General features: G+C 71.0%; 14 protein-coding genes. 11 read left to right on the top strand and 3 right to left on the bottom strand.

Features of this window, described 5'->3' with window-relative positions; genetic code table 11:
* Nucleotides 1-123 precede the first annotated feature (123 nt).
* Nucleotides 124-828 (bottom strand): hypothetical protein, encoded by a 705-nt coding sequence (locus IH26_RS0148240; RefSeq protein WP_030443056.1) that lies wholly within the window; start codon nt 826-828, stop codon nt 124-126.
* An 81-nt stretch (nt 829-909) separates the two neighbouring features.
* Between IH26_RS0148240 and IH26_RS0148245 the strand changes: the two genes are divergently transcribed.
* From IH26_RS0148245 to IH26_RS0148275, 8 genes are all read left to right on the top strand, one after another.
* Nucleotides 910-3534, top strand: coding sequence for a valine--tRNA ligase (locus IH26_RS0148245; protein ID WP_030443057.1), 2625 nt, complete (start codon nt 910-912; stop codon nt 3532-3534).
* A complete protein-coding gene (locus tag IH26_RS64840) occupies nt 3531-3614 on the top strand; it encodes a hypothetical protein (protein WP_157437785.1) in 84 nt (27 codons plus the stop codon). Before IH26_RS0148245 ends, IH26_RS64840 begins: the two co-directional genes overlap by 4 nt.
* The gene (locus IH26_RS0148250; protein ID WP_030443058.1) at nt 3611-4969 is read left to right on the top strand and encodes a bifunctional folylpolyglutamate synthase/dihydrofolate synthase; all 1359 of its coding nucleotides are present in this window, start codon (nt 3611-3613) and stop codon (nt 4967-4969) included. Before IH26_RS64840 ends, IH26_RS0148250 begins: the two co-directional genes overlap by 4 nt.
* Complete coding sequence (locus tag IH26_RS0148255; RefSeq protein ID WP_030443059.1) at nt 4966-5322, top strand: DUF4233 domain-containing protein; 357 nt, start codon at nt 4966-4968, stop codon at nt 5320-5322. Before IH26_RS0148250 ends, IH26_RS0148255 begins: the two co-directional genes overlap by 4 nt.
* A 125-nt stretch (nt 5323-5447) precedes the next feature.
* A complete protein-coding gene (locus IH26_RS0148260) occupies nt 5448-6461 on the top strand; it encodes an ArsR/SmtB family transcription factor (RefSeq protein WP_030443060.1) in 1014 nt (337 codons plus the stop codon).
* Nucleotides 6462-6490: 29 nt separating this feature from the next.
* Nucleotides 6491-7510, top strand: coding sequence for an ABC transporter ATP-binding protein (locus IH26_RS0148265; RefSeq protein ID WP_034217776.1), 1020 nt, complete (start codon nt 6491-6493; stop codon nt 7508-7510).
* 11 nt (nt 7511-7521) lie between these two features.
* Complete coding sequence (locus IH26_RS0148270) at nt 7522-8292, top strand: ABC transporter permease (protein WP_034217779.1); 771 nt, start codon at nt 7522-7524, stop codon at nt 8290-8292.
* Nucleotides 8289-9074: an ABC transporter permease gene (locus IH26_RS0148275; RefSeq protein ID WP_030443063.1), complete on the top strand. Its 786-nt coding sequence runs from the start codon at nt 8289-8291 to the stop codon at nt 9072-9074. The genes IH26_RS0148270 and IH26_RS0148275 overlap by 4 nt, the downstream gene beginning before the upstream one ends.
* Here the strand turns inward: IH26_RS0148275 and ndk are convergent.
* On the bottom strand, nt 9071-9487 hold the full coding sequence (gene ndk / locus IH26_RS0148280; RefSeq protein ID WP_030443064.1) for a nucleoside-diphosphate kinase: 417 nt from the start codon (nt 9485-9487) through the stop codon (nt 9071-9073). The two genes, IH26_RS0148275 and ndk, sit on opposite strands and share 4 nt — an antisense overlap.
* Nucleotides 9488-9634: 147 nt before the next feature.
* Here ndk and IH26_RS63630 point away from each other — a divergent pair, with 147 nt between their 5' ends.
* The 3 genes from IH26_RS63630 (at nt 9635) to IH26_RS0148315 (ending at nt 16876) form a co-directional block, all read left to right on the top strand.
* Nucleotides 9635-12544: a glyoxalase/bleomycin resistance/dioxygenase family protein gene (locus IH26_RS63630; protein WP_245666027.1), complete on the top strand. Its 2910-nt coding sequence runs from the start codon at nt 9635-9637 to the stop codon at nt 12542-12544.
* A gap of 373 nt (nt 12545-12917) precedes the next feature.
* On the top strand, nt 12918-16043 hold the full coding sequence (gene ileS, locus IH26_RS0148310) for an isoleucine--tRNA ligase (RefSeq protein WP_030443068.1): 3126 nt from the start codon (nt 12918-12920) through the stop codon (nt 16041-16043).
* Between the two features lie 149 nt (nt 16044-16192).
* Entirely contained in the window at nt 16193-16876 is a 684-nt protein-coding gene (locus tag IH26_RS0148315; protein WP_030443069.1) for a lysophospholipid acyltransferase family protein, read from the top strand.
* On the opposite strand, the gene IH26_RS59060 is transcribed toward IH26_RS0148315, so the two are convergent.
* Complete coding sequence (locus IH26_RS59060) at nt 16863-17909, bottom strand: hypothetical protein (protein ID WP_051809884.1); 1047 nt, start codon at nt 17907-17909, stop codon at nt 16863-16865. The genes IH26_RS0148315 and IH26_RS59060 overlap by 14 nt on opposite strands.
* Between the last annotated feature and the right edge of the window lie 75 nt (nt 17910-17984).

The following is a 17984-nucleotide window of genomic DNA, read 5'->3' on the forward strand; positions in this document are numbered from 1 at the left end:
CGATGGTACTGCACTCGGGAGGGTGTGGGAGAGTAGGACGCCGCCGGACTCAACGTACGGAAAGCCCATCCTGGGAAACCAGGGTGGGCTTTCTGCATTTCCGGGGCGACGCGAAAAACCCGCTCAGCGGGTTTCCATGGCTTTACGCAGGACGACCATCACCTTGGCGGCCTCGTCCTCGGTGCGGTTGTTGAACATGGCCACGGCCAGGGAGCCGTGGTCGGCCCACCCGCAGACCGTCAGCGGCCCCGAGTCGCTCTTCGTGGTGCCGCACTTCATGGTGCCGCCCAGGGAGCCGGCCGGGACGTCGTGGAGATCTGTCACCGCGCCCTGGCTGTCGTCGATCATGTCGAAGGCGGACTCCAGGTCGTTCTCGGGAGTCCAGAACAGGGTGGTACCGCCGAACACGAGGACGTCCTTGCCCGGGTTCGCGGTGTCGGTGTAGACCGCGCCGATCGTCTTGTCCATGGTGATCTCGGCGGCGATCGCGGTCTGCAGGTAGTCGGCGGTCGACTTGGCGTCGTCCGTGGTGCTCAGGGTCAGGGTGCCCACCTGGGGTGGAGCGGCCAGCTTCGCGTCCTTTTGGGTGAGGATCTGGTACGACTCGTAGGCCAGGACGCCGGCGCCCACCACCGCGACCGACAGCAGCCCGATCAGCAGTATCCGGCGGAGCGGAGGGCGGCCGGCCGACGAAACCTCCGCCTCGTCGGTGGCTTCGTCGGCGGCGAGGCCGATCTCGCCGATCTCGATGGGGCCGATCTCGCCGATCTCGATGGGGCCGATCTCGGTGGAATTGTCGTCGGCGGGCGCGCCGGGGGCGTCAGGCATTGCGCGAGAGTAGCAACTGCCCCCAGAAAGATGAGGAGGTGCGAATTCGGGGTTTGCTGGGCGGCTCCGTAGACTTGTCCGGTGACCGAGACGACCCAGACCCGCACCCCCGACAGCCGGCCCACCGGTGGCCTCTCCGCTCAGTACCAGCCGGGTGAGGTAGAGCAGCGGCGGTACGAGACGTGGGTATCGGCCGGCTACTTCACGGCCGACCCGGCCAGCGACAAACCGGCCTTCTCGATCGTCATCCCGCCGCCGAACGTGACCGGTTCGCTGCACGTCGGCCACGCCCTCGACCACACCATCCAGGACACGCTCGCCCGCCTCAAGCGGATGCAGGGCTTCGAGGTGCTCTGGCTGCCCGGCATGGACCACGCCGGCATCGCCACACAGAACGTGGTGGAGCGCCAGCTGGCCAGCCAGCAGCAGTCCCGGCACGACCTGGGCCGCGAGGCCTTCGTGGCGAAGGTCTGGGAGTGGAAGGCGCAGTCCGGCGGCGCGATCCTCGGCCAGATGCGCCGGCTCGGCGACTCGGTCGACTGGAGCCGCGAGCGGTTCACCATGGACGAGGGCCTGTCCCGGGCCGTGCAGACCATCTTCAAGCGGCTGTACGACGACAAGCTGATCTACCGGGCCAACCGGATCATCAACTGGTGCCCGCGCTGCCTCACCGCGCTCAGCGACATCGAGGTCGAGCACACCGACGACGAGGGCGAGCTGGTCTCGATCCGGTACGGCGACGGCGACAACCCGATCGTGGTCGCCACCACCCGGGCCGAGACGATGCTGGGCGACACCGCGGTGGCCGTGCACCCCGACGACGAGCGGTACCAGCACCTGATCGGCACCGAGGTGGAGCTGCCGCTGACCGGGCGGCGCATCCCGATCGTGGCCGACGAGCACGTCGACCCGTCGTTCGGCACCGGCGCGGTCAAGGTCACCCCGGCGCACGACCCCAACGACTTCGAGATCGGCCAGCGGCACAACCTGCCGAGCATCACCATGATGGACGAGCGCGCGGTGGTCACCGTCCCCGGCCCGTTCGAGGGTCTCGACCGGTACGAAGCGCGGCCCGCCGTCGTCGCCGCGCTGCGCGAGGACGGCCGGATCGTCGCCGAGAAGCGCCCCTATCTGCACTCGGTCGGGCACTGCTCGCGCTGCAAGACGACCGTCGAGCCGCGGCTGTCGCTGCAGTGGTTCGTGAATACGGCCCCGCTCGCGAAGAAGGCCGGCGACGCGGTGCGCGACGGCCGGGTGCGGATCGAGCCGGAGGAGCTGTCGAAACGCTACTTCGCCTGGGTCGACAACATGCACGACTGGTGCATCTCCCGGCAGCTCTGGTGGGGTCACCGCATCCCGGTCTGGTATGGCCCCGATGGCGAGGTCGTCTGCGTCGGGCCGGATGAGCAGCCGCCGAGCGGGGAGGGCTGGCGCCAGGACGAAGACGTACTCGACACCTGGTTTTCTTCCGCTCTTTGGCCTTTCTCGACGATGGGCTGGCCCGAGCAGACCGCCGAGCTCGCGAAGTTCTACCCGACCAGCGTGCTGGTCACCGGCTACGACATCCTGTTCTTCTGGGTCGCCCGGATGATGATGTTCGGCCTGTACGCGATGGGCGACGTGCAGCCGTTCGACGTGGTCAACCTGCACGGCATGGTCCGCGACGGGCACGGTAAGAAGATGTCGAAGTCGTTCGGCAACGTGGTCGACCCGCTCGACTGGATCGATCGGTACGGCGCCGACGCCACCCGCTTCACGCTGGCCCGCGGCGCGAACCCGGGCTCGGACGTGCCGATCAGCGAGGAGTGGTGCCAGGGCTCGCGGAACTTCTGCAACAAGCTGTGGAACGCCACCCGGTTCGCGCTGATGAACGGGGCTGTCTCCGAAAAGCCGGAAAAGTCGGACTTGTCAGCTATCGACAAGTGGATCCTCTCCCGGCTCCAGCACGTGATCGCCGAGGTCGACGAGCAGTTCGCGGCGTACGAATACGCCAAGGTCTGCGACATCCTGTACCACTTCGCCTGGGACGACGTCTGCGACTGGTACCTGGAGCTGAGCAAGCCCGTCCTGGCCCAGGGAAGCACGACGACTCAAAAAGTCCTCGGCCATGTCCTCGACCAGCTGCTGCGCCTGCTGCACCCGGTCATTCCGTTCGTCACCGAGGAGCTGTGGATCGCGCTCACCGGCGGCGAGTCGGTGCTCAAGGCGGCCTGGCCCGCGGCCGACCAGAGCCTGATCGACGACGCCGCCGAGGAGGAGCTCGCCGCCCTGCAGAAGGTGGTGACCGAGGTCCGCCGGTTCCGCTCCGACCAGGGACTCAAGCCCACCCAGCGGGTCACCGCGGCGCTTACCGGGCTCGGCAACGTCGGCATCGACACGCACGAGCCGCTGATCCGCTCGCTGGCCCGGCTCGACCCGCCGGCGGCCGGCTTCACCACCACCGCGACGCTCGCGGTGACCGGCGGCATCACGGTCGACCTGGACACTCGCGGCACGATCGACGTCGCAGCCGAGCGGGCCCGGCTGGAGAAGGACCGCGCCGCCGCCGAGAAGGAGGCGGCTCAGGCCAACGCCAAGCTCGGCAACGAGGCGTTCCTGGCCAAGGCGCCCGAGCCGGTGGTGGCGAAGATCAAGGACCGGCTGGCCACGGCCGAGGCGGACCTCACGCGAATTGCCGCGGCCCTCGCAGCGTTGCCATCGGCATGAACAGCGTTGCCATCGGCATGAACAGCGTTGCCATCGGCATGAACAGCGTTGCCATCGGCATGAACAAGGACCACGCATGAGCGAGTACGACGACGTGACGACCGCGCTCGAGGAGCGCGGTTTCACCCGCATGGTCTTCGATCTCGGCAAGATCCGGGATCTCATGGACGTGCTGGGCAGCCCGCAGCGGGCCTACCCGGCGATCCACCTGACCGGCACCAACGGCAAGACCAGCACGGCCCGGATGATCGACGCGCTGCTGCGGGCGCACGGGCTGCACACGGGCCGGTACACGAGCCCGCACCTGGAGACGGTCCGCGAGCGGATCAGCCTCGACGGCGAGCCGATCTCCGAGGAGCGACTGGTCGCCACGTACCAGGAGGTCGCGCCGCTCGCCGAGCTGATCGACGCGCGCAACAGCGAGCCGCTGACCTACTTCGACATGACCACGGCGATGGCTTATGCGGCCTTTGCCGACGCGCCGGTCGACGTCGCCGTGGTCGAGGTCGGCCTCGGCGGCGAGGACGACGCGACCAACGTGATCGACGCCGGGATCGCCGTGCTGACCCCGATCGGGCTCGACCACACCGAGTGGCTCGGCGACACCATCGAGGACATCGCCTGGGCCAAGGCCGGCATCATCCACAAGGGCGCCACCGTGATCACCGCGCTGCAGACCGAGGAGGCGATGCGGCCGATCCTCGAGCGCACCGCCGAGATGGGGGCGACGCTCGCCCGCGAGGTCAACGAGTCTTCAGTCAGGTCAAGGGCGGCGGCGGGGTGGTTGGATGGGGAGTTCGGCGTCATCGAGCGGGCTCAGGCGGTCGGCGGCCAGGTGCTGCGGCTGCAAGGGCTGCACGCCGTCTACGACGAGATCTTCCTGCCGCTCTTCGGCGCGCACCAGGCGCAGAACGCGGCGCTCGCGCTGGCCGCGGTGGAGGCGTTCCTCGGCGACCAGGTCCGGCCCGAGCTGGTGGTCGAGGGCTTCGCCCAGGTCGATTCGCCTGGCCGGCTCGAACGGGTCCGCAGCGCCCCGACGATCCTGCTCGACGGCGCGCACAACCCGCACGGCATGGCCGCCACGGTCGGCGCGCTGGAGGAGGAGTTCAGCTTCCGGCACCTGGTCGCGGTGGTCGCGGTGCTGGGCGACAAGGACGTCTCCGGCCTGCTCGACCTGCTCGAAGCGGTCGCCGCGCGGATCGTGGTCACCCAGAACAGCTCGCCGCGCACGATGCCGGTGACCGAGCTGGCCCAGCTGGCGACCGACATCTTCGGCGAGGACCGGGTGACGATCACCGAGAACATGCCCGACGCGATCGAGGCCGCCGTGGCCCTGGCCGAGGAGGACACGTCCGGCGAGCTGAGCGGCGTCGGCATCCTGATCACCGGCTCGGTGGTGACGGTCGCCGACGCCCGGAAACTCCTGAAGCGATGACCGGCGAGCAGGGGCCGCGTTCCGGTTTGCGTAATCCGCAGGCGGCGGTGCGCGGTCTCGGCGCCGGCACGCTGGTCCTGGAAGCGATCGTCCTGCTCCTGGCCATCCAGCCGATCCGCATCTTCGCCGGCCACCTCAGCGGTTGGGGCGTGGCCGCGGTGATCGCCCTGGCCGTGCTGGCGATCCTCCTGGCCGGCCTGATGTCGCGCCCGTGGGCCTGGATCGCCGGCGCCGTCCTGCAAGCGTTACTGATCGTGTCCGGCCTCCTGCACTGGTCACTCGCGGTGATCGGCATCATCTTCGCGGCGGTGTGGGCCTATGCCGCCTACGTCCGCAAAACCATCCTCGGGTAGATCAAAACCATCTGGCCGTACGCGAGAGTCCAGTACCCGGTGAGCCGGCGACCTGGGTGGTGGGTTGCGCCTTTGCCGCCCGCTGCGGGCTGAGCTGCCCACTCGCGCTCCGTAGACTCCATCGTGTGATCCGGATCGAGATCGATGAACCGACGTTGGCGCGTACGCGGATCGCGATCAGCCCGCTTGCCGAGGTCGTGTGCAGCCTTCTCCTGCTGCAACGTAACCCGGACGGTGTGCCCTGGCCGTACGACGGATGGGCCGTGCGAGCGCGGGAGATCCTGCGGACCGACCCGGCGACCGCCCCGGCCCGGGCGCACTTCGAGTTCCCGTCGAGCTCGCCGGACTTCTTCTGCCCGGTGCCGCTGACCGCGGCGCCGACCATCGAGGAACAACTGGATCAGTTGCGGGCGACGCCGGCCGAGCTCATCGAGGAGCAGTTCGCCAAGTACTACCCGTCCGGCGACCTGCCCGCGTTCTACCGTCCGTATCGGGACGACCGGGAGCGGGCGCTCGACCGGCTGGCCGGCGGGCTGGCCGCGTACTGGGACGCGGCGATCGCGCCGCACTGGCCGGCCATGCGGGCGGCGCTCGACGAGGAGGTGCTGCTGCGGGCCCGGGCGCTGGCCGCCGACGGGCCGGACGCGCTGCTCAGCCAGTTGCACGAGCGGATCCGCTGGGAGCGGCCGGTGCTGACCCTGGTCAAGCCGCTCAACCAGTCCTTCGAGGCGGTCAACCAGCGGCTGCTGCTGGTGCCGCTGATCTTCTCGCGCGGCGCGCTGATGTGCTCGAGCGACCACCCGGACATCCAGATGGTCACCTACCAGGCGCGCGGCGCGGCGCTGCTCGCCTCAACGGCCGCACCGGCGGTGGCCGACGACCGGCTGGCGATCCTGGTCGGCCGGGGGCGGGCCGCGGTGCTGCGGGCGCTGGCCGTGCCGGCCACCACGACCGGGCTGGCGTCGGCGCTCGGGCTCGCGCCGAGCACCGTCTCCGAGCACCTGGCCGGCCTGCAGGCGGCCGGCGTGGTGCACCGGCGGCGGGCCGGCAGGCGGGTTCTCTACGGCCTGGAACCGGCCGGCGTCGCGCTGGTCAACCTGCTCGGCGACGATTCGGCCCGGACCGAATTCGTTTCCTAGGAGCGGCCGCGGCCCCTAGCGTTCCGGCCATGGGGAGCGACTACGCCATCGAGGCAGAGGGATTGCGTCGGACGTATCGGGGGCGCACCGGGTGGCTGCGGCCGAGACGGACCGAGGTCGAGGCGGTGCGCGGCGTGTCGTTCACGGTCGGGCGCGGGGAGCTGTTCGGCCTGCTCGGGCCGAACGGCGCCGGCAAGACCACGACGATCAAGATGCTGAACACCCTGCTGCTGCCGACCTCCGGCTCGGCGCGGGTGTGCGGCCACGACGTGGTCAGGCAGACCAGGGAGGTACGCCGGCGGATCGGTTACGTGTTCGGCGGCGATCGCGGGCTGTACGACCGGCTGTCGGCGCTCGACAATCTGCGGTACTTCGCCGAGCTGTACGGGGTGGCGCCCCGCGAGCAGAAGCGCCGCATCGCCGAACTGCTCGAGCTGGTCGGGCTGGCCGGCCGGGAACGGGAGCGGGTCGAGGGCTACTCGCGCGGCATGCGGCAGCGGCTGCACATCGCCCGTGGGCTGCTGCACTCGCCGGAGGTTCTGTTCCTCGACGAGCCGTCGATCGGGGTCGACCCGGTGGCCGCCCGCGAGCTGCGCCGGACCGTCGGCGACCTGGCCGCGGCCGGCACGACCGTGCTGCTGACCACGCACTACATGGCCGAGGCCGACGAGTTGTGCGACCGGATCGCGGTGATCGCCGACGGGCGGATCCAGTCCCTGGGCACGCCGGCCGAGCTGCGGCACCACGCGGACGGGCGGCGGGTGGTCGAGGTCGAGGCGTACGGCGTGCCGGAGGCCGCGGTCGGCGCGCTGCGCGGGCTGCCCGGGGTGCGCGAGACGGCGATCGAGGAGCGCGGCGCCCTGCAACTGCTGACCGTGCAGTCCGACGCGCACGTCGACGTGCAGGGGGACATCCTGCGGGAGCTCGCCGGGATCCGGCTCGGCCGGGTCACCAGCCGGGAGCCGACGCTGGAGGACGCGTACGTGGCGATCGTCAACGCCGCTCGCCCGCCGGAGGAGTCGCGCGAGGCGATCGTGAACGCCGCATGAGGACGCTGGGCATGAGAACGTTGCGGATGCTGGCGCTGGGCACGCTCGCCCACGTCAAGCAGATGAGCCGGTCGTCGTTCGAGGTGACGATCGCGCTGGTCGTGCCGATCGTGCAGGCGACGCTGGCGGTGTACCTGTTCCGGGCCGGCCACGAGCGGCACGCGCTGCTGCAGGCGGCGGTCGGCGCCGGGCTGATGGGGGTCTGGTCGTCGGTGCTGTTCGGCTCCGGCGGTGCGATCCAGAACCAGCGCTGGCAGGGCACCCTGGAAATGATCATGCTGGTCCCGCGGCGGCCGGTGCTGGTGATCCTGCCGATCACCGTGGCCACCGGGCTGACCGGCACCTACGCGCTGCTCGCCACGCTGGCCTGGGGTCGCCTCCTGTACGGGATCCGGCTCGACTTCGTGCATCCGGTCGGCTTCGTGGTGGCGGCGGTGGTCTGCATCGTCGCGCTCGGCATGTTCGGGCTGCTGCTGGCCTCGACCTTCGTGCTGATGCGCAACGCGAACGCGCTGACCAACACGCTGGAGTACCCGATCTGGCTGGTCTCCGGGATGCTCGTGCCGATCACCGTGCTGCCGGCCTGGACCGGGCCGATCGCGGCGGTGCTGCCGACCACGTGGGGCGCCCGGGCGCTGCGCGAGGCGACGACCGGCGGGCCGGTCTGGCCGTCGGTCACGGTCTGCCTCGGGATCAGCCTGCTCTGCCTGGCCGTCGGGTCGATCTCGCTCACCTATGTCGAACGCCGCGCCCGCGCGGCCGCAACCTTGGCGCTGGCATGAGGACCTTGCGACTCATGGCGATCGGCGGCGTGCTCGCGTATCGCGCCCTGTTCAACTGGACCCGGCCGGCGATCTTCGTGGGGACGCTGCTGGTCGGGCCGTTGTTCCAGTTGCTGTTCTTCGCGTACCTCGGGCGGCAGTTGCAGGTCGCCGACGACCGGTTCTACGTCGTCGGGAACGCGGTGCTGGCCGCCACGCTGGCCGGCGTCTTCGGCGGGACGCTCGCGGTCGGCAACGAGCGGCGGTATGGGACGCTCGGGCACGTGCTGTTGTCGCCGCGCAGCCGGACCGCGGTGTTTCTGGGGCGGGCGCTGCCGTACGCCGGGAACGGGGTGCTCATCGCGGTCGTCACGATGACCGTGGGCGCGACGCTGCTGGGGCTGCGGTTCCCGGTGGGGGCGATTCCGGGGCTGCTGCTGGCGATGGCGGTCGGGTCGCTGGCCTGCGCGTTCTTCGGGCTGACCCTCGGCGCGCTGGGCTTGCGCTTCCGGGACGTGTGGGTCGTGTCGAATGTGGCGGTGGCGTTGTTGCTGCTGCTCACCGGCGTGAACGTGCCCAGCACGGCGCTGCCCGGGTGGATGGTGAAGATCGGCGAGTTTCTGCCGATCACGCATGCGGCTTCCGCGGCTCGCGATCTGGCCGCCGGGCACGGCCTGGCGGCGGCCGCGCCCGCCCTGGGCCGGGAGGCATTGGTCGGCCTGGGTTACGCGATCCTCGCCGCCGTGCTGCTCAAGGTGTTCGAGACCGAGTCACGCCGGACGGCGAGCCTCGAGACGCTTTAAATCTTGGGGAACCAGAGGGCGAGCTCGCGGGCCGCGCTCTCGGCGGAGTCGGAGGCGTGCACCAGGTTTTCCCTGTTCGACAACGAGTAGTCGCCGCGGATCGTGCCGGCGGCCGCCTTGCGGCCGTCGGTCACCCCGATCATGGCGCGGACCACCTCGATCACGTTGTCGCCGGCCAGCACCAGGGCGGCGAGCGGCCCGCTGGTCATGAACTCCTTCAGCGGCGGGTAGAACGCCTTTTCCACGTGGTCGGCGTAGTGCTGGTCGGCGAGCGAGGCATCCATCGTGCGCAACTCCAGCGCCTCGATGACCAGGCCTTTACGCTCGAACCTGGCGAGGATCTCGCCGAGCAGGCCGCGGCGGACCGCATCGGGCTTGACGAGCACGAGAGAACGCTCGACGGGGCTGGTCACGAAGATCCTCCAACGAACTGGGGCAGACACGCGGGATTCAGCCTATCGGTACCGAGTTTCCGGCGAGCGGCAACGCCGGGACCGCCGCACTTTCCCTCGGGTTGCGCCGGGCAATAACCTGACGTGAGAAAGAGCGGGAGGTCCACATTGGCGAACCAGACCGGCCGTCCGGTCGCAACGCCGCGCAAGCTGGTGGCGGCGGTCATGGGCACGATCGCGGTCTTCGTGATGGCGCTGGGGCTGGGCATGTCCAGCTGGGGGGTCGCCCTGTTCGGGCTGGCCGTCCTGGTGCTGTCGATCGGCCTGGGCGTGGTCAATGTGGTGCGGCGCGGCGCCCGCGCCTGGGTGAGCGGCTCGGCCGAGGTCAAGGCGATCTCGCCGGCGCCCACGTCGTCGGCCGTCTACGGCCGGGCCGAGATCCAGGCGGTGGTCGTGGCGCCCGGGCTGCCCACCTCCGAGGTGACCTTGCGCGAGCCGCGGGTGCCGGTGGTGAAGTGGCCGCGCATCGGCGACACGCTGCCGATCACCGTGGACGTCGACGACATGCGCCGGGTGCGGATCAACTGGGACGAGGCGTCGCCGCGAGACCGGGGGCAGGACCCGCCGCCCCCGCCGATGCCGGACTACGGCGACCTGCCGGACGACCTGCTCGACGAGGAACAGGACGACGACATCCTCGGCGACGTGGAAGACCCGCCGTGGGTCGCCCGGAACCGGAATTGGACGGAGCCCGACGACGAGCCGCCGCCGGGGCCGGGGGAGTCGCCGGTGGTCGTCCGGGACACGCCGGCGGGCCCGGTGGTCGAGGGCGAGTTCGTCGACCACAACGAGGTCACCCAGCCGTTGCCACGTCGAGCGGCGGCCGCGGCGGGAGCAGCAGCAGCGGCGGCCGCCGCCGGTGCGGCTGCGAGCGGAGCGCCTGTGGGTAGCGCCGGCGGAGCGGCTGCGGGCGATGCTGGCGGAGCGGCCCCGGGCGATGCTGGCGGAGCGGCTGCGGGCGGCGCGACTGTAAGCGGCACTGCCCCCGGTGGAGCTGCTGCCAGCGGCGCGACTGCTGGCGGAGCGGCTGCGGGCGGCGCGACTGTGGGCGGCATGGGTGGAGCTGCTGCCGACGGCGCGACTGCTGGCGGAGCGGCTGCCGGCGGCACGACTGTGGGCGGTATGGGCGGAGCGGCTGCTGGCGGCGCGACTGTGGGCGGAGCGGGAGGGGTGGCTGCGGGTGGTGCGGCGCGGGAGCCGAGGAGAAGGCCGAGCCCGCATCCGCGGAACGGTGGTTCGGCGACGGCTACCGCTGAGCCGCTTGTCGAGGAGGCCGTGACCGAGCCGTTCGTGACGGAGTCGGCGGCTACCGCGCCGCCGCAGCGGGCGCCGCATCCGGATGACGAACTGCCGATCGATCTGCCGCTGGACGAGCCGGGATCGGGCGAGCCGGGACCGGCCGGGGCGGGATCGAGCGGGGCGGGATCGGGCGGGGCGAGTCCGTATCGGCGGGCGGAGCCTACGGTGGCCGCGACCACGGCCGTGCCGCCGCCCGCGACGACATTTCCGACGGCGCCGGAGCCGGTCACGCCGCCTCCGCATGCGCCGGAACCGACTCAGGCGCGGCCGACCGCGCCGTCGCCGGTCGGCTTTGACGACATCGACCTGCCGCTGGATGGTGAGCCCGCCGCGCCGCCGGAGGAGACCGAGCCCGAGGCGGCCGCGGCGATTGACGAAGGGCTGATCGCACCGCCGGTCGCCGAGGACGTGTCGAGCGGGCCGGTCGAGGTGCCGCCGGTGGGCGACGTGTCGAGCGGGCCGGCCGGGGTGCCGCCGGTGGGCGACGTGTCGAGCGGGCCGGCCGGGGTGCCGCCGGCGGTCACCGAGCCGCTGCCGACCACGCCGCCGGTTGAGGAAAGGCACGGCTCGGCCGGGGTCATCGCGGGGGCTGCGGCCGCCGCCGGGGCGGTTGCCGCGGCAGCGGCGGCGGCCTTCAAGCGGTTCGGGCATTCCGACAAGGGTGACTCTGGGGACGAATCGGCCACGCTGGAAGCGTCGGCCGCTGCCACGCCTGCGGGTGGTGCCGGGCGTGCGGGTGGTGCCACGCCTGCGGGTGGTGCCGGGCGTGCGGGTGGTGCTGCGCCTGCGGGTGGCGCCGGGCGTGCGGGTGGTGCTGCGCCTGCCGGTGGCGCTGCGCCTGTGGGTGGTGCTGCGCCTGCGGACGGCGCCGGGCCTGTGGGTGGTGCTGCGCCTGTCGGTGGTGCCGCGTCTGCCGGTGGGGCGGGTGGCGGTGCTGGTGTCGCAGGTGCCGCGGTTGCTGGGGCCGCTGTTGGGGCGGCTGCGGCTTCCCGGGCGGCCGCCGCCGGGCGCGAGCCGGCTGCGAGTGGGTCGGCTGAGGGCGCGGTGGCCGAGAGCGGGCCGAATGATGGCGCGGCGGCCGAGAGTGGGCTGTCTGGGGCCGCGGGTGGGAGTGGCCCGGCTGGGAGTGGCCCGGCTGGGAGTGGCCCGGGTGGGAGTGGCCCGGCTGGGAGTGGCCCGGCTGGGAGCGCGACGGCCGGGAGTGGGGCGGCTGGGAGTGGGGTGGCCGGGGGAGACGAGAACCCCTGGGCCGCGCCGCCGGGGAGGGGTGTTGGGCCGGTGGTGGTGGAGCCGGATGCTCGGGTGGATGACGTTATTACCGCTTATCCGAGTGCTCGGCCGGGGCCGGCGGGGGCGATCTACGGGGTTGGGATCACCGTGTTGGTGACTGATCTCGGGCGGTCTGTTGCGTTTTATCGGGACACGTTGGGGTTTTACGAGATCGACAGTGGGGACGGGAGTGCGGTTCTCGCCTCGGGCGACACCCGGGTGGTGCTGCGGACCGTGTCGGGGTTGGGTGGGGCCGGACGGCTGATCTTCCTGAACCTCGAGGTGGGGGACGTCGAGGCGGTTTATCACGAGCTGCTGGCGAAGGGGGTCACGTTCGAGCACCCGCCGCAGCCGGTCAATCGCGGGGACCGGCTGGAGTTGTGGTCGGCCACCTTCCACGATCCGGATGAGCACAACATCGCGATCACCCAGTGGCGGGCCATCCGGTAGGAGGCGCCGGCCGGTCGTAAGCGCAAGTGGGCAGCACGGCCCGCAGCGGGCGGCAAGGGCGCAACCCACCACCCAGGTCGCCGGGCTCACCGGGGGCTTGACCCTCGCGTACGGTCGAATGGTTTTGAAGTTAGTTCTTGGCGCCCGGTATCGTTGACGGGCAGGCTTTGAACCGGCTATCACCGGGGAGCCTCCGGAAGAACGGGCATTCTCCGTCAGGGAGGGCCTCAGTAGAGCCGGGCGGATCGGCACGTGCGAAGAGCCGGCGAATGAGCGGGCAGGGTCTCCTGCCAAGCGAGGTGGTACCGCGGGCGGACAACCGCTCGTCCTCGCAGTCCACGTTGAGTGAGCTGCACGAGGAGAGAACCCACCGATGGGCTATCCCAAGCACACCGCTGCCGATGGCGTGCCGGCCAGTCCGGATCTGCCCGCCGTCGAGCGCGCCGTTCTGGAGCACTGGGCCGCCGACGAGACGTTCGAGGCGTCCGTCGACAAGCGGCCGGCCGGGGAGAACGGCAGCAACGAGTACGTTTTCTACGACGGCCCGCCGTTCGCGAACGGGCTGCCGCACTACGGGCACCTCTTCACCGGGTACGTGAAGGATCTGGTGCCGCGGTATCAGACGATGCGCGGCAGGCGGGTCGAGCGGCGGTTCGGGTGGGACACGCACGGGCTGCCGGCCGAGGTGGAGGCCGAGAAGCAGCTCGGGATCACCACGAAGGCGCAGATCGTCGAGCTCGGGATCGACAAGTTCAACGAGGCCTGTCGATCGTCGGTGCTCGCCTACACCAAGGACTGGGAGCGGTACGTCACCCGGCAGGCCCGCTGGGTGGACTTCGAGAACGACTACAAGACCCTCGACCCGAGCTACATGGAGTCGGTGCTGTGGGCGTTCAAGACGCTGTACGACAAGGGGCTGGTGTACGAGGGGTTCCGGGTCCTCGCCTACTGCTTCCGGTGTGAGACGCCGCTCTCGAACACCGAGACGCGGATGGACGACGTCTACCGGGACCGGACAGATCCGGCCTTGACGGTAAAATTCCGGCTGGAGACCGGCGAGGACATCGCGGTCTGGACGACCACGCCGTGGACGCTGCCGTCGAACCTCGCGCTGGCGGTCGGGCCGACCCTGGAATATGCGGTTTTGTCGGATAAATCCGGGCAGAAGCTCATCATGGGAGCGTCCCGGGTGGCGGCGTACGCCAGGGAGCTCGAGGGCTACGAGCAGGTCGGCACGGTAACCGGCGCGGAGCTGGCCGGGCGTCGCTACGAGCCGCTCTTCGACTTCCTCGTCGAGCGGGCGGGGGAGAACGCGTTCCAGGTGCTCACCGCCGACTACGTGAGCGACGAGGACGGCACCGGGGTCGTGCACCAGGCGCCGGCCTTCGGCGAGGACGACCAGAACGTCTGCAACGCGGCCGGCATCCCGACGATCGTGACGGTCGACGAGCACACCCGGTTCACCGCGCTGGTCCCGCCGTGGCAGGGCGTGCAGGTCTTCGACGCCAACAAGCCGGTGATCGCCGCGCTCAAGGAAAACGGCGTCGTCTTGCGGCATGAGGGCTACACCCACTCGTACCCGCACTGCTGGCGTTGCGACACCCCGCTGGTCTACAAGGCGGTGTCGTCGTGGTTCGTGGCGGTCACCAAGTTCCGCGACCGGATGGTCGAGCTGAACCAGGAGATCACCTGGACGCCGGCGCACATCAAGGACGGCTCATTCGGCAAGTGGCTGGCGAACGCCCGGGACTGGTCGATCTCGCGCAACCGGTTCTGGGGCTCGCCGATCCCGGTCTGGAAGTCGGACGATCCGCAGTACCCGCGGGTGGACGTCTACGGATCCTTCGAAGAAATGGAACGGGACTTCGGGGTCAAGGTCAACGACCTCCATCGGCCGTACGTGGACGAGCTCACCCGGCCGAACCCGGACGACCCGACCGGGCGCTCGACGATGCGCCGGGTGCCGGAGGTGCTCGACTGCTGGTTCGAGTCGGGCTCCATGCCGTTCGCCCAGGTGCACTACCCCTTCGAGAACAAGGAGTGGTTCGAGCACCACTACCCCGGCGACTTCATCGTCGAGTACATCGGGCAGACCCGCGGCTGGTTCTACACGATGCACGTGCTGGCCACGGCGCTGTTCGACCGGCCGGCCTTCCGGAACTGCCTGAGCCACGGCATCCTGCTCGGCGAGGACGGGCGGAAGATGTCCAAGTCCTTGCGGAATTACCCGGATGTGTACCGGGTGTTCGACACGTACGGCTCGGACGCGATGCGCTGGATGCTGATGTCGTCGCCGGTGCTCCGGGGTGGGGACATGCCGGTCACCGAGGTGGCGATCCGCGATTCCGTACGCCAGGTGCTGTTGCCGCTGTGGAACGTCTGGTACTTCTTCAGCCTTTACGCAAATGCTTCATCATATGTCGCGACATTTCGGACGGACTCGCCTCATCTCCTCGATCGATATGTGCTGGCCAAGACGGGCGAACTGGTCGCCGACGTTCAGCGTCTCATGGACGAATACGACATCTCGGGTGCGGCCGGGGCTGTCCGGTCCTATCTCGACGCGCTGACCAACTGGTACGTGCGCCGGTCGCGGGACCGCTTCTGGGCCGGCGACCACGACGCGTTCGACACCCTCGCCACCGTGCTGGAAACCGTCTGCCGGGTGGTGGCGCCGCTCGCGCCGCTGACCACCGAGGAGATCTGGCGCGGCCTCACCGGCGGGCGCTCGGTGCACCTGACCGACTGGCCGTCGGCCGCCGGCTTCCCGGCCGACCACGAGCTGGTCGCCTCGATGGACGCGATCCGGGACGTGGCCTCGGCCGCGCTCTCCCTGCGCAAGGCCCGCGCCCTGCGGGTCCGGCTGCCGCTGGCCCGGCTGACCGTGGCCACGGCCGAGGCGGCCGCCCTGGCGAGCTTCGGCGACCTGCTCGCCGACGAGGTCAACGTCAAGGACGTGGTGTTCACCGGCGACGTGGCCGCGTACTGCGAGCAGGTGCTCACCGTCGTGCCCCGGGCGCTCGGCCCGCGCGTCGGCAAGCAGGTCCAGCAGGTCATCCAGGCGGTCAAGAAGGGCGACTGGCAGCTGGTCGACGGCGTGCCGGTCGCGGCCGGGGTCACCCTGCGGGAGGGCGAGTACGAGCTGAAGCTGGTCGCCGCGGACGTGGCCAACTCGGCGCCGCTGGCCGGCGGCGCGGGCGTGGTCGTGCTGGACACCGTGGTGACGCCCGAACTGCTCGCCGAGGGCCTGGCCCGGGACGTGATCCGGGTGGTGCAACAGGCTCGCCGCGACGCCGGCCTGGACGTCTCGGACCGGATCGCGCTGACCGTCTCGGCCACCGACCCGGTGCAGCTGGCGGTCGGGGCGCACCGGGACTTCGTGGCCGGCGAGACGCTGGCGACCGAGGTCGGCTTCGCCCCGGCGGGCGCGGCCGGCTTCGCCGGTGAGGTGGGCGACGGAGAGCAGATCACGGTGACGGTGTCTCGCGCCATCCTGTGAAACAGTTAACCCGGCCCGGGCATTTGCCGCCTCTGTGGTGAATGTCCGGGCCGCGTTGTCGGCTCGACGGGGACTTCCGGCCTGCGGTCCGATAACCTCAGCGGCAACCCCCACTTCTTGCGCACGACCCGTCCCCGGAGGAACCCGCGTTGCCGCTGCTCTACACGATCGGCAAACTCACCGTCGGCAACATGCTGACACTCGGCTGGCGGCCGCATGTCGAGGGCCTGGAGTACGTGCCCAAGACCGGCGGCGCGATCTTCGCGGGTAACCACCTGTCGGTCGCCGACGAGCTCTTCATCGGCGCGGTCGTGCCCCGGCACCTGGCGTTCTGGGCCAAGTCCGACTACTTCGACGGCACCGGCCTCAGTGGCTGGTTCACCCGTAACCTGCTCAACGGATTGGGGGCCATCCGGGTTCAACGGGCCGGCGGGCGAGACGCGCTGGCCGCGTTCGACAGCGCCATCCCGGTGCTGAAGGCCGGCGACATGGTGGTGGTCTACCCCGAGGGCACCCGCTCGCCCGACGGCCGGCTCTACCGTGGGCGGACGGGGGTGGCGCGGCTCGCCGTCGCCGCCGGGGTCCCGATCATCCCGGTCGGCACCCTGGGCACCGAGAAGATCCAGCCGATCGGCCAGCCGTACCCGATGCTGTTCCGGGGCCGGCCGACCGTCAAGATCGGCAAGCCGATCGACGTCACCGGGCGGGCCGACGACCGCACCTCGCTGCGCGCCCTCACCGACGAGGTGATGGCCGAGATTCAGAAGCTCACGGGCCAGGAGTACGTGCCGAGATACGCCCCGGCGAAGAAGGCACCGCCTACCCCGGAGTGAGCACCGCCGAGCGCAGCCGGCCCACCAGGTCGGCGCTCTCCTTGATGGACCGCCGGTTCAGCAGCACGGTGGCCATGCTGCCGTGGTCGGCCCAGGCGCAGACCACCACGGCCGCGCCGTCCGACCGGCCGACGCCGCAGCTCTCGTGCGCGCCGGGCTCGCCGAGGCTGAACGACTCGACGCCGGACAGGTTGAATTCGTCGGTGAGGCGGTCGAGCTGCGTCGAGACGTCACTCTGCGGGGTGAATCTCCAGCCGGTGACGCCGAAGATCGTGACCCGCTTGCCGTGGCCGTCGCCGTAGACGCCGGCGAACGCCTTGCCGTCCTTGGAGTCGGCGGCCTTCAGCGCCTGGGCGAGCCGGTCGGCGGCGCGCTTGCTGGCGTTGTCGTCGCGCAGGCTCAGGTCGGAGAAGTCGGCCGGGAGGACCGCGGAGACCGGGTACTGGCGGAGCGCCGGGAAGTGGAAGTAGGCGGCGGTGCCGACCGCGATCACGGTGGCGACCAGGAGCAGGCGGCCGCGGCGGCGCCGGCGCCGGGGCGGGGGGAGTGGGCGCTGCGGCGTTCGCTGGGCGGCCCAGGGCGGCGGTGGGGGCGGAGGCGCTGCGGGGCGCGTCTGCACCGGTAGCCGGTTGGCCGGTGGGCGGGCGCTCGCGGCCCGGGCCTGCGCCTTCTTCTCGCGGCGGCTGAGTTTGGGCGCCGTCGTCGGCAAGGGGACGGCGGGTGGCGGCACGGGTGGCGGCGGGGCGGCTGGTGCCGGGGCCACCGGCTGAGGGGCGGCGGGCGGCGCGTCGATCTTGGTTTTCTCGATCGGGACGGCGACCGGCATCGGGTCGATCGGGGTGTCCTGGCCGGCCCACGGGTCGACCGCCGGGACCGCGGTGCGCTCGTCCACCTCCGGGCGGTGCCGCGACCACCAGGACTTCTTCGGCTCGGGCGGCGGCACCGCGGCCGCCCCGCTCCAGCGGGACGGCGCGTCCACCGTCGACGGTTCCTCGCCGCCCTCGACGCGGGTCGGATCGGGATGGTCGACCATCCGAGGATCTCCTTCGCTGCCGGCTCCTCCGCCAGGTTAGAGCCGGTGCGCCAGCATCGGCGACGATGCCGGACA

This window comes from Actinoplanes subtropicus (assembly GCF_000721705.1).
Classification (GTDB): domain Bacteria; phylum Actinomycetota; class Actinomycetes; order Mycobacteriales; family Micromonosporaceae; genus Actinoplanes; species Actinoplanes subtropicus.

Coding starts and splice junctions, on each gene's coding strand:
- ileS (WP_030443068.1), top strand. CDS start 12,918: ATGGGCTATCCCAAGCACACCGCTGCCGATGGCGTGCCGGCCAGTCCG.
- IH26_RS0148250 (WP_030443058.1), top strand. CDS start 3,611: ATGAGCGAGTACGACGACGTGACGACCGCGCTCGAGGAGCGCGGTTTC.
- IH26_RS64840 (WP_157437785.1), top strand. CDS start 3,531: ATGAACAGCGTTGCCATCGGCATGAACAGCGTTGCCATCGGCATGAAC.
- IH26_RS0148275 (WP_030443063.1), top strand. CDS start 8,289: ATGAGGACCTTGCGACTCATGGCGATCGGCGGCGTGCTCGCGTATCGC.
- IH26_RS0148240 (WP_030443056.1), bottom strand. CDS start 828: ATGCCTGACGCCCCCGGCGCGCCCGCCGACGACAATTCCACCGAGATC.
- IH26_RS59060 (WP_051809884.1), bottom strand. CDS start 17,909: ATGGTCGACCATCCCGATCCGACCCGCGTCGAGGGCGGCGAGGAACCG.
- IH26_RS0148270 (WP_034217779.1), top strand. CDS start 7,522: ATGAGAACGTTGCGGATGCTGGCGCTGGGCACGCTCGCCCACGTCAAG.
- IH26_RS0148265 (WP_034217776.1), top strand. CDS start 6,491: ATGGGGAGCGACTACGCCATCGAGGCAGAGGGATTGCGTCGGACGTAT.
- IH26_RS0148255 (WP_030443059.1), top strand. CDS start 4,966: ATGACCGGCGAGCAGGGGCCGCGTTCCGGTTTGCGTAATCCGCAGGCG.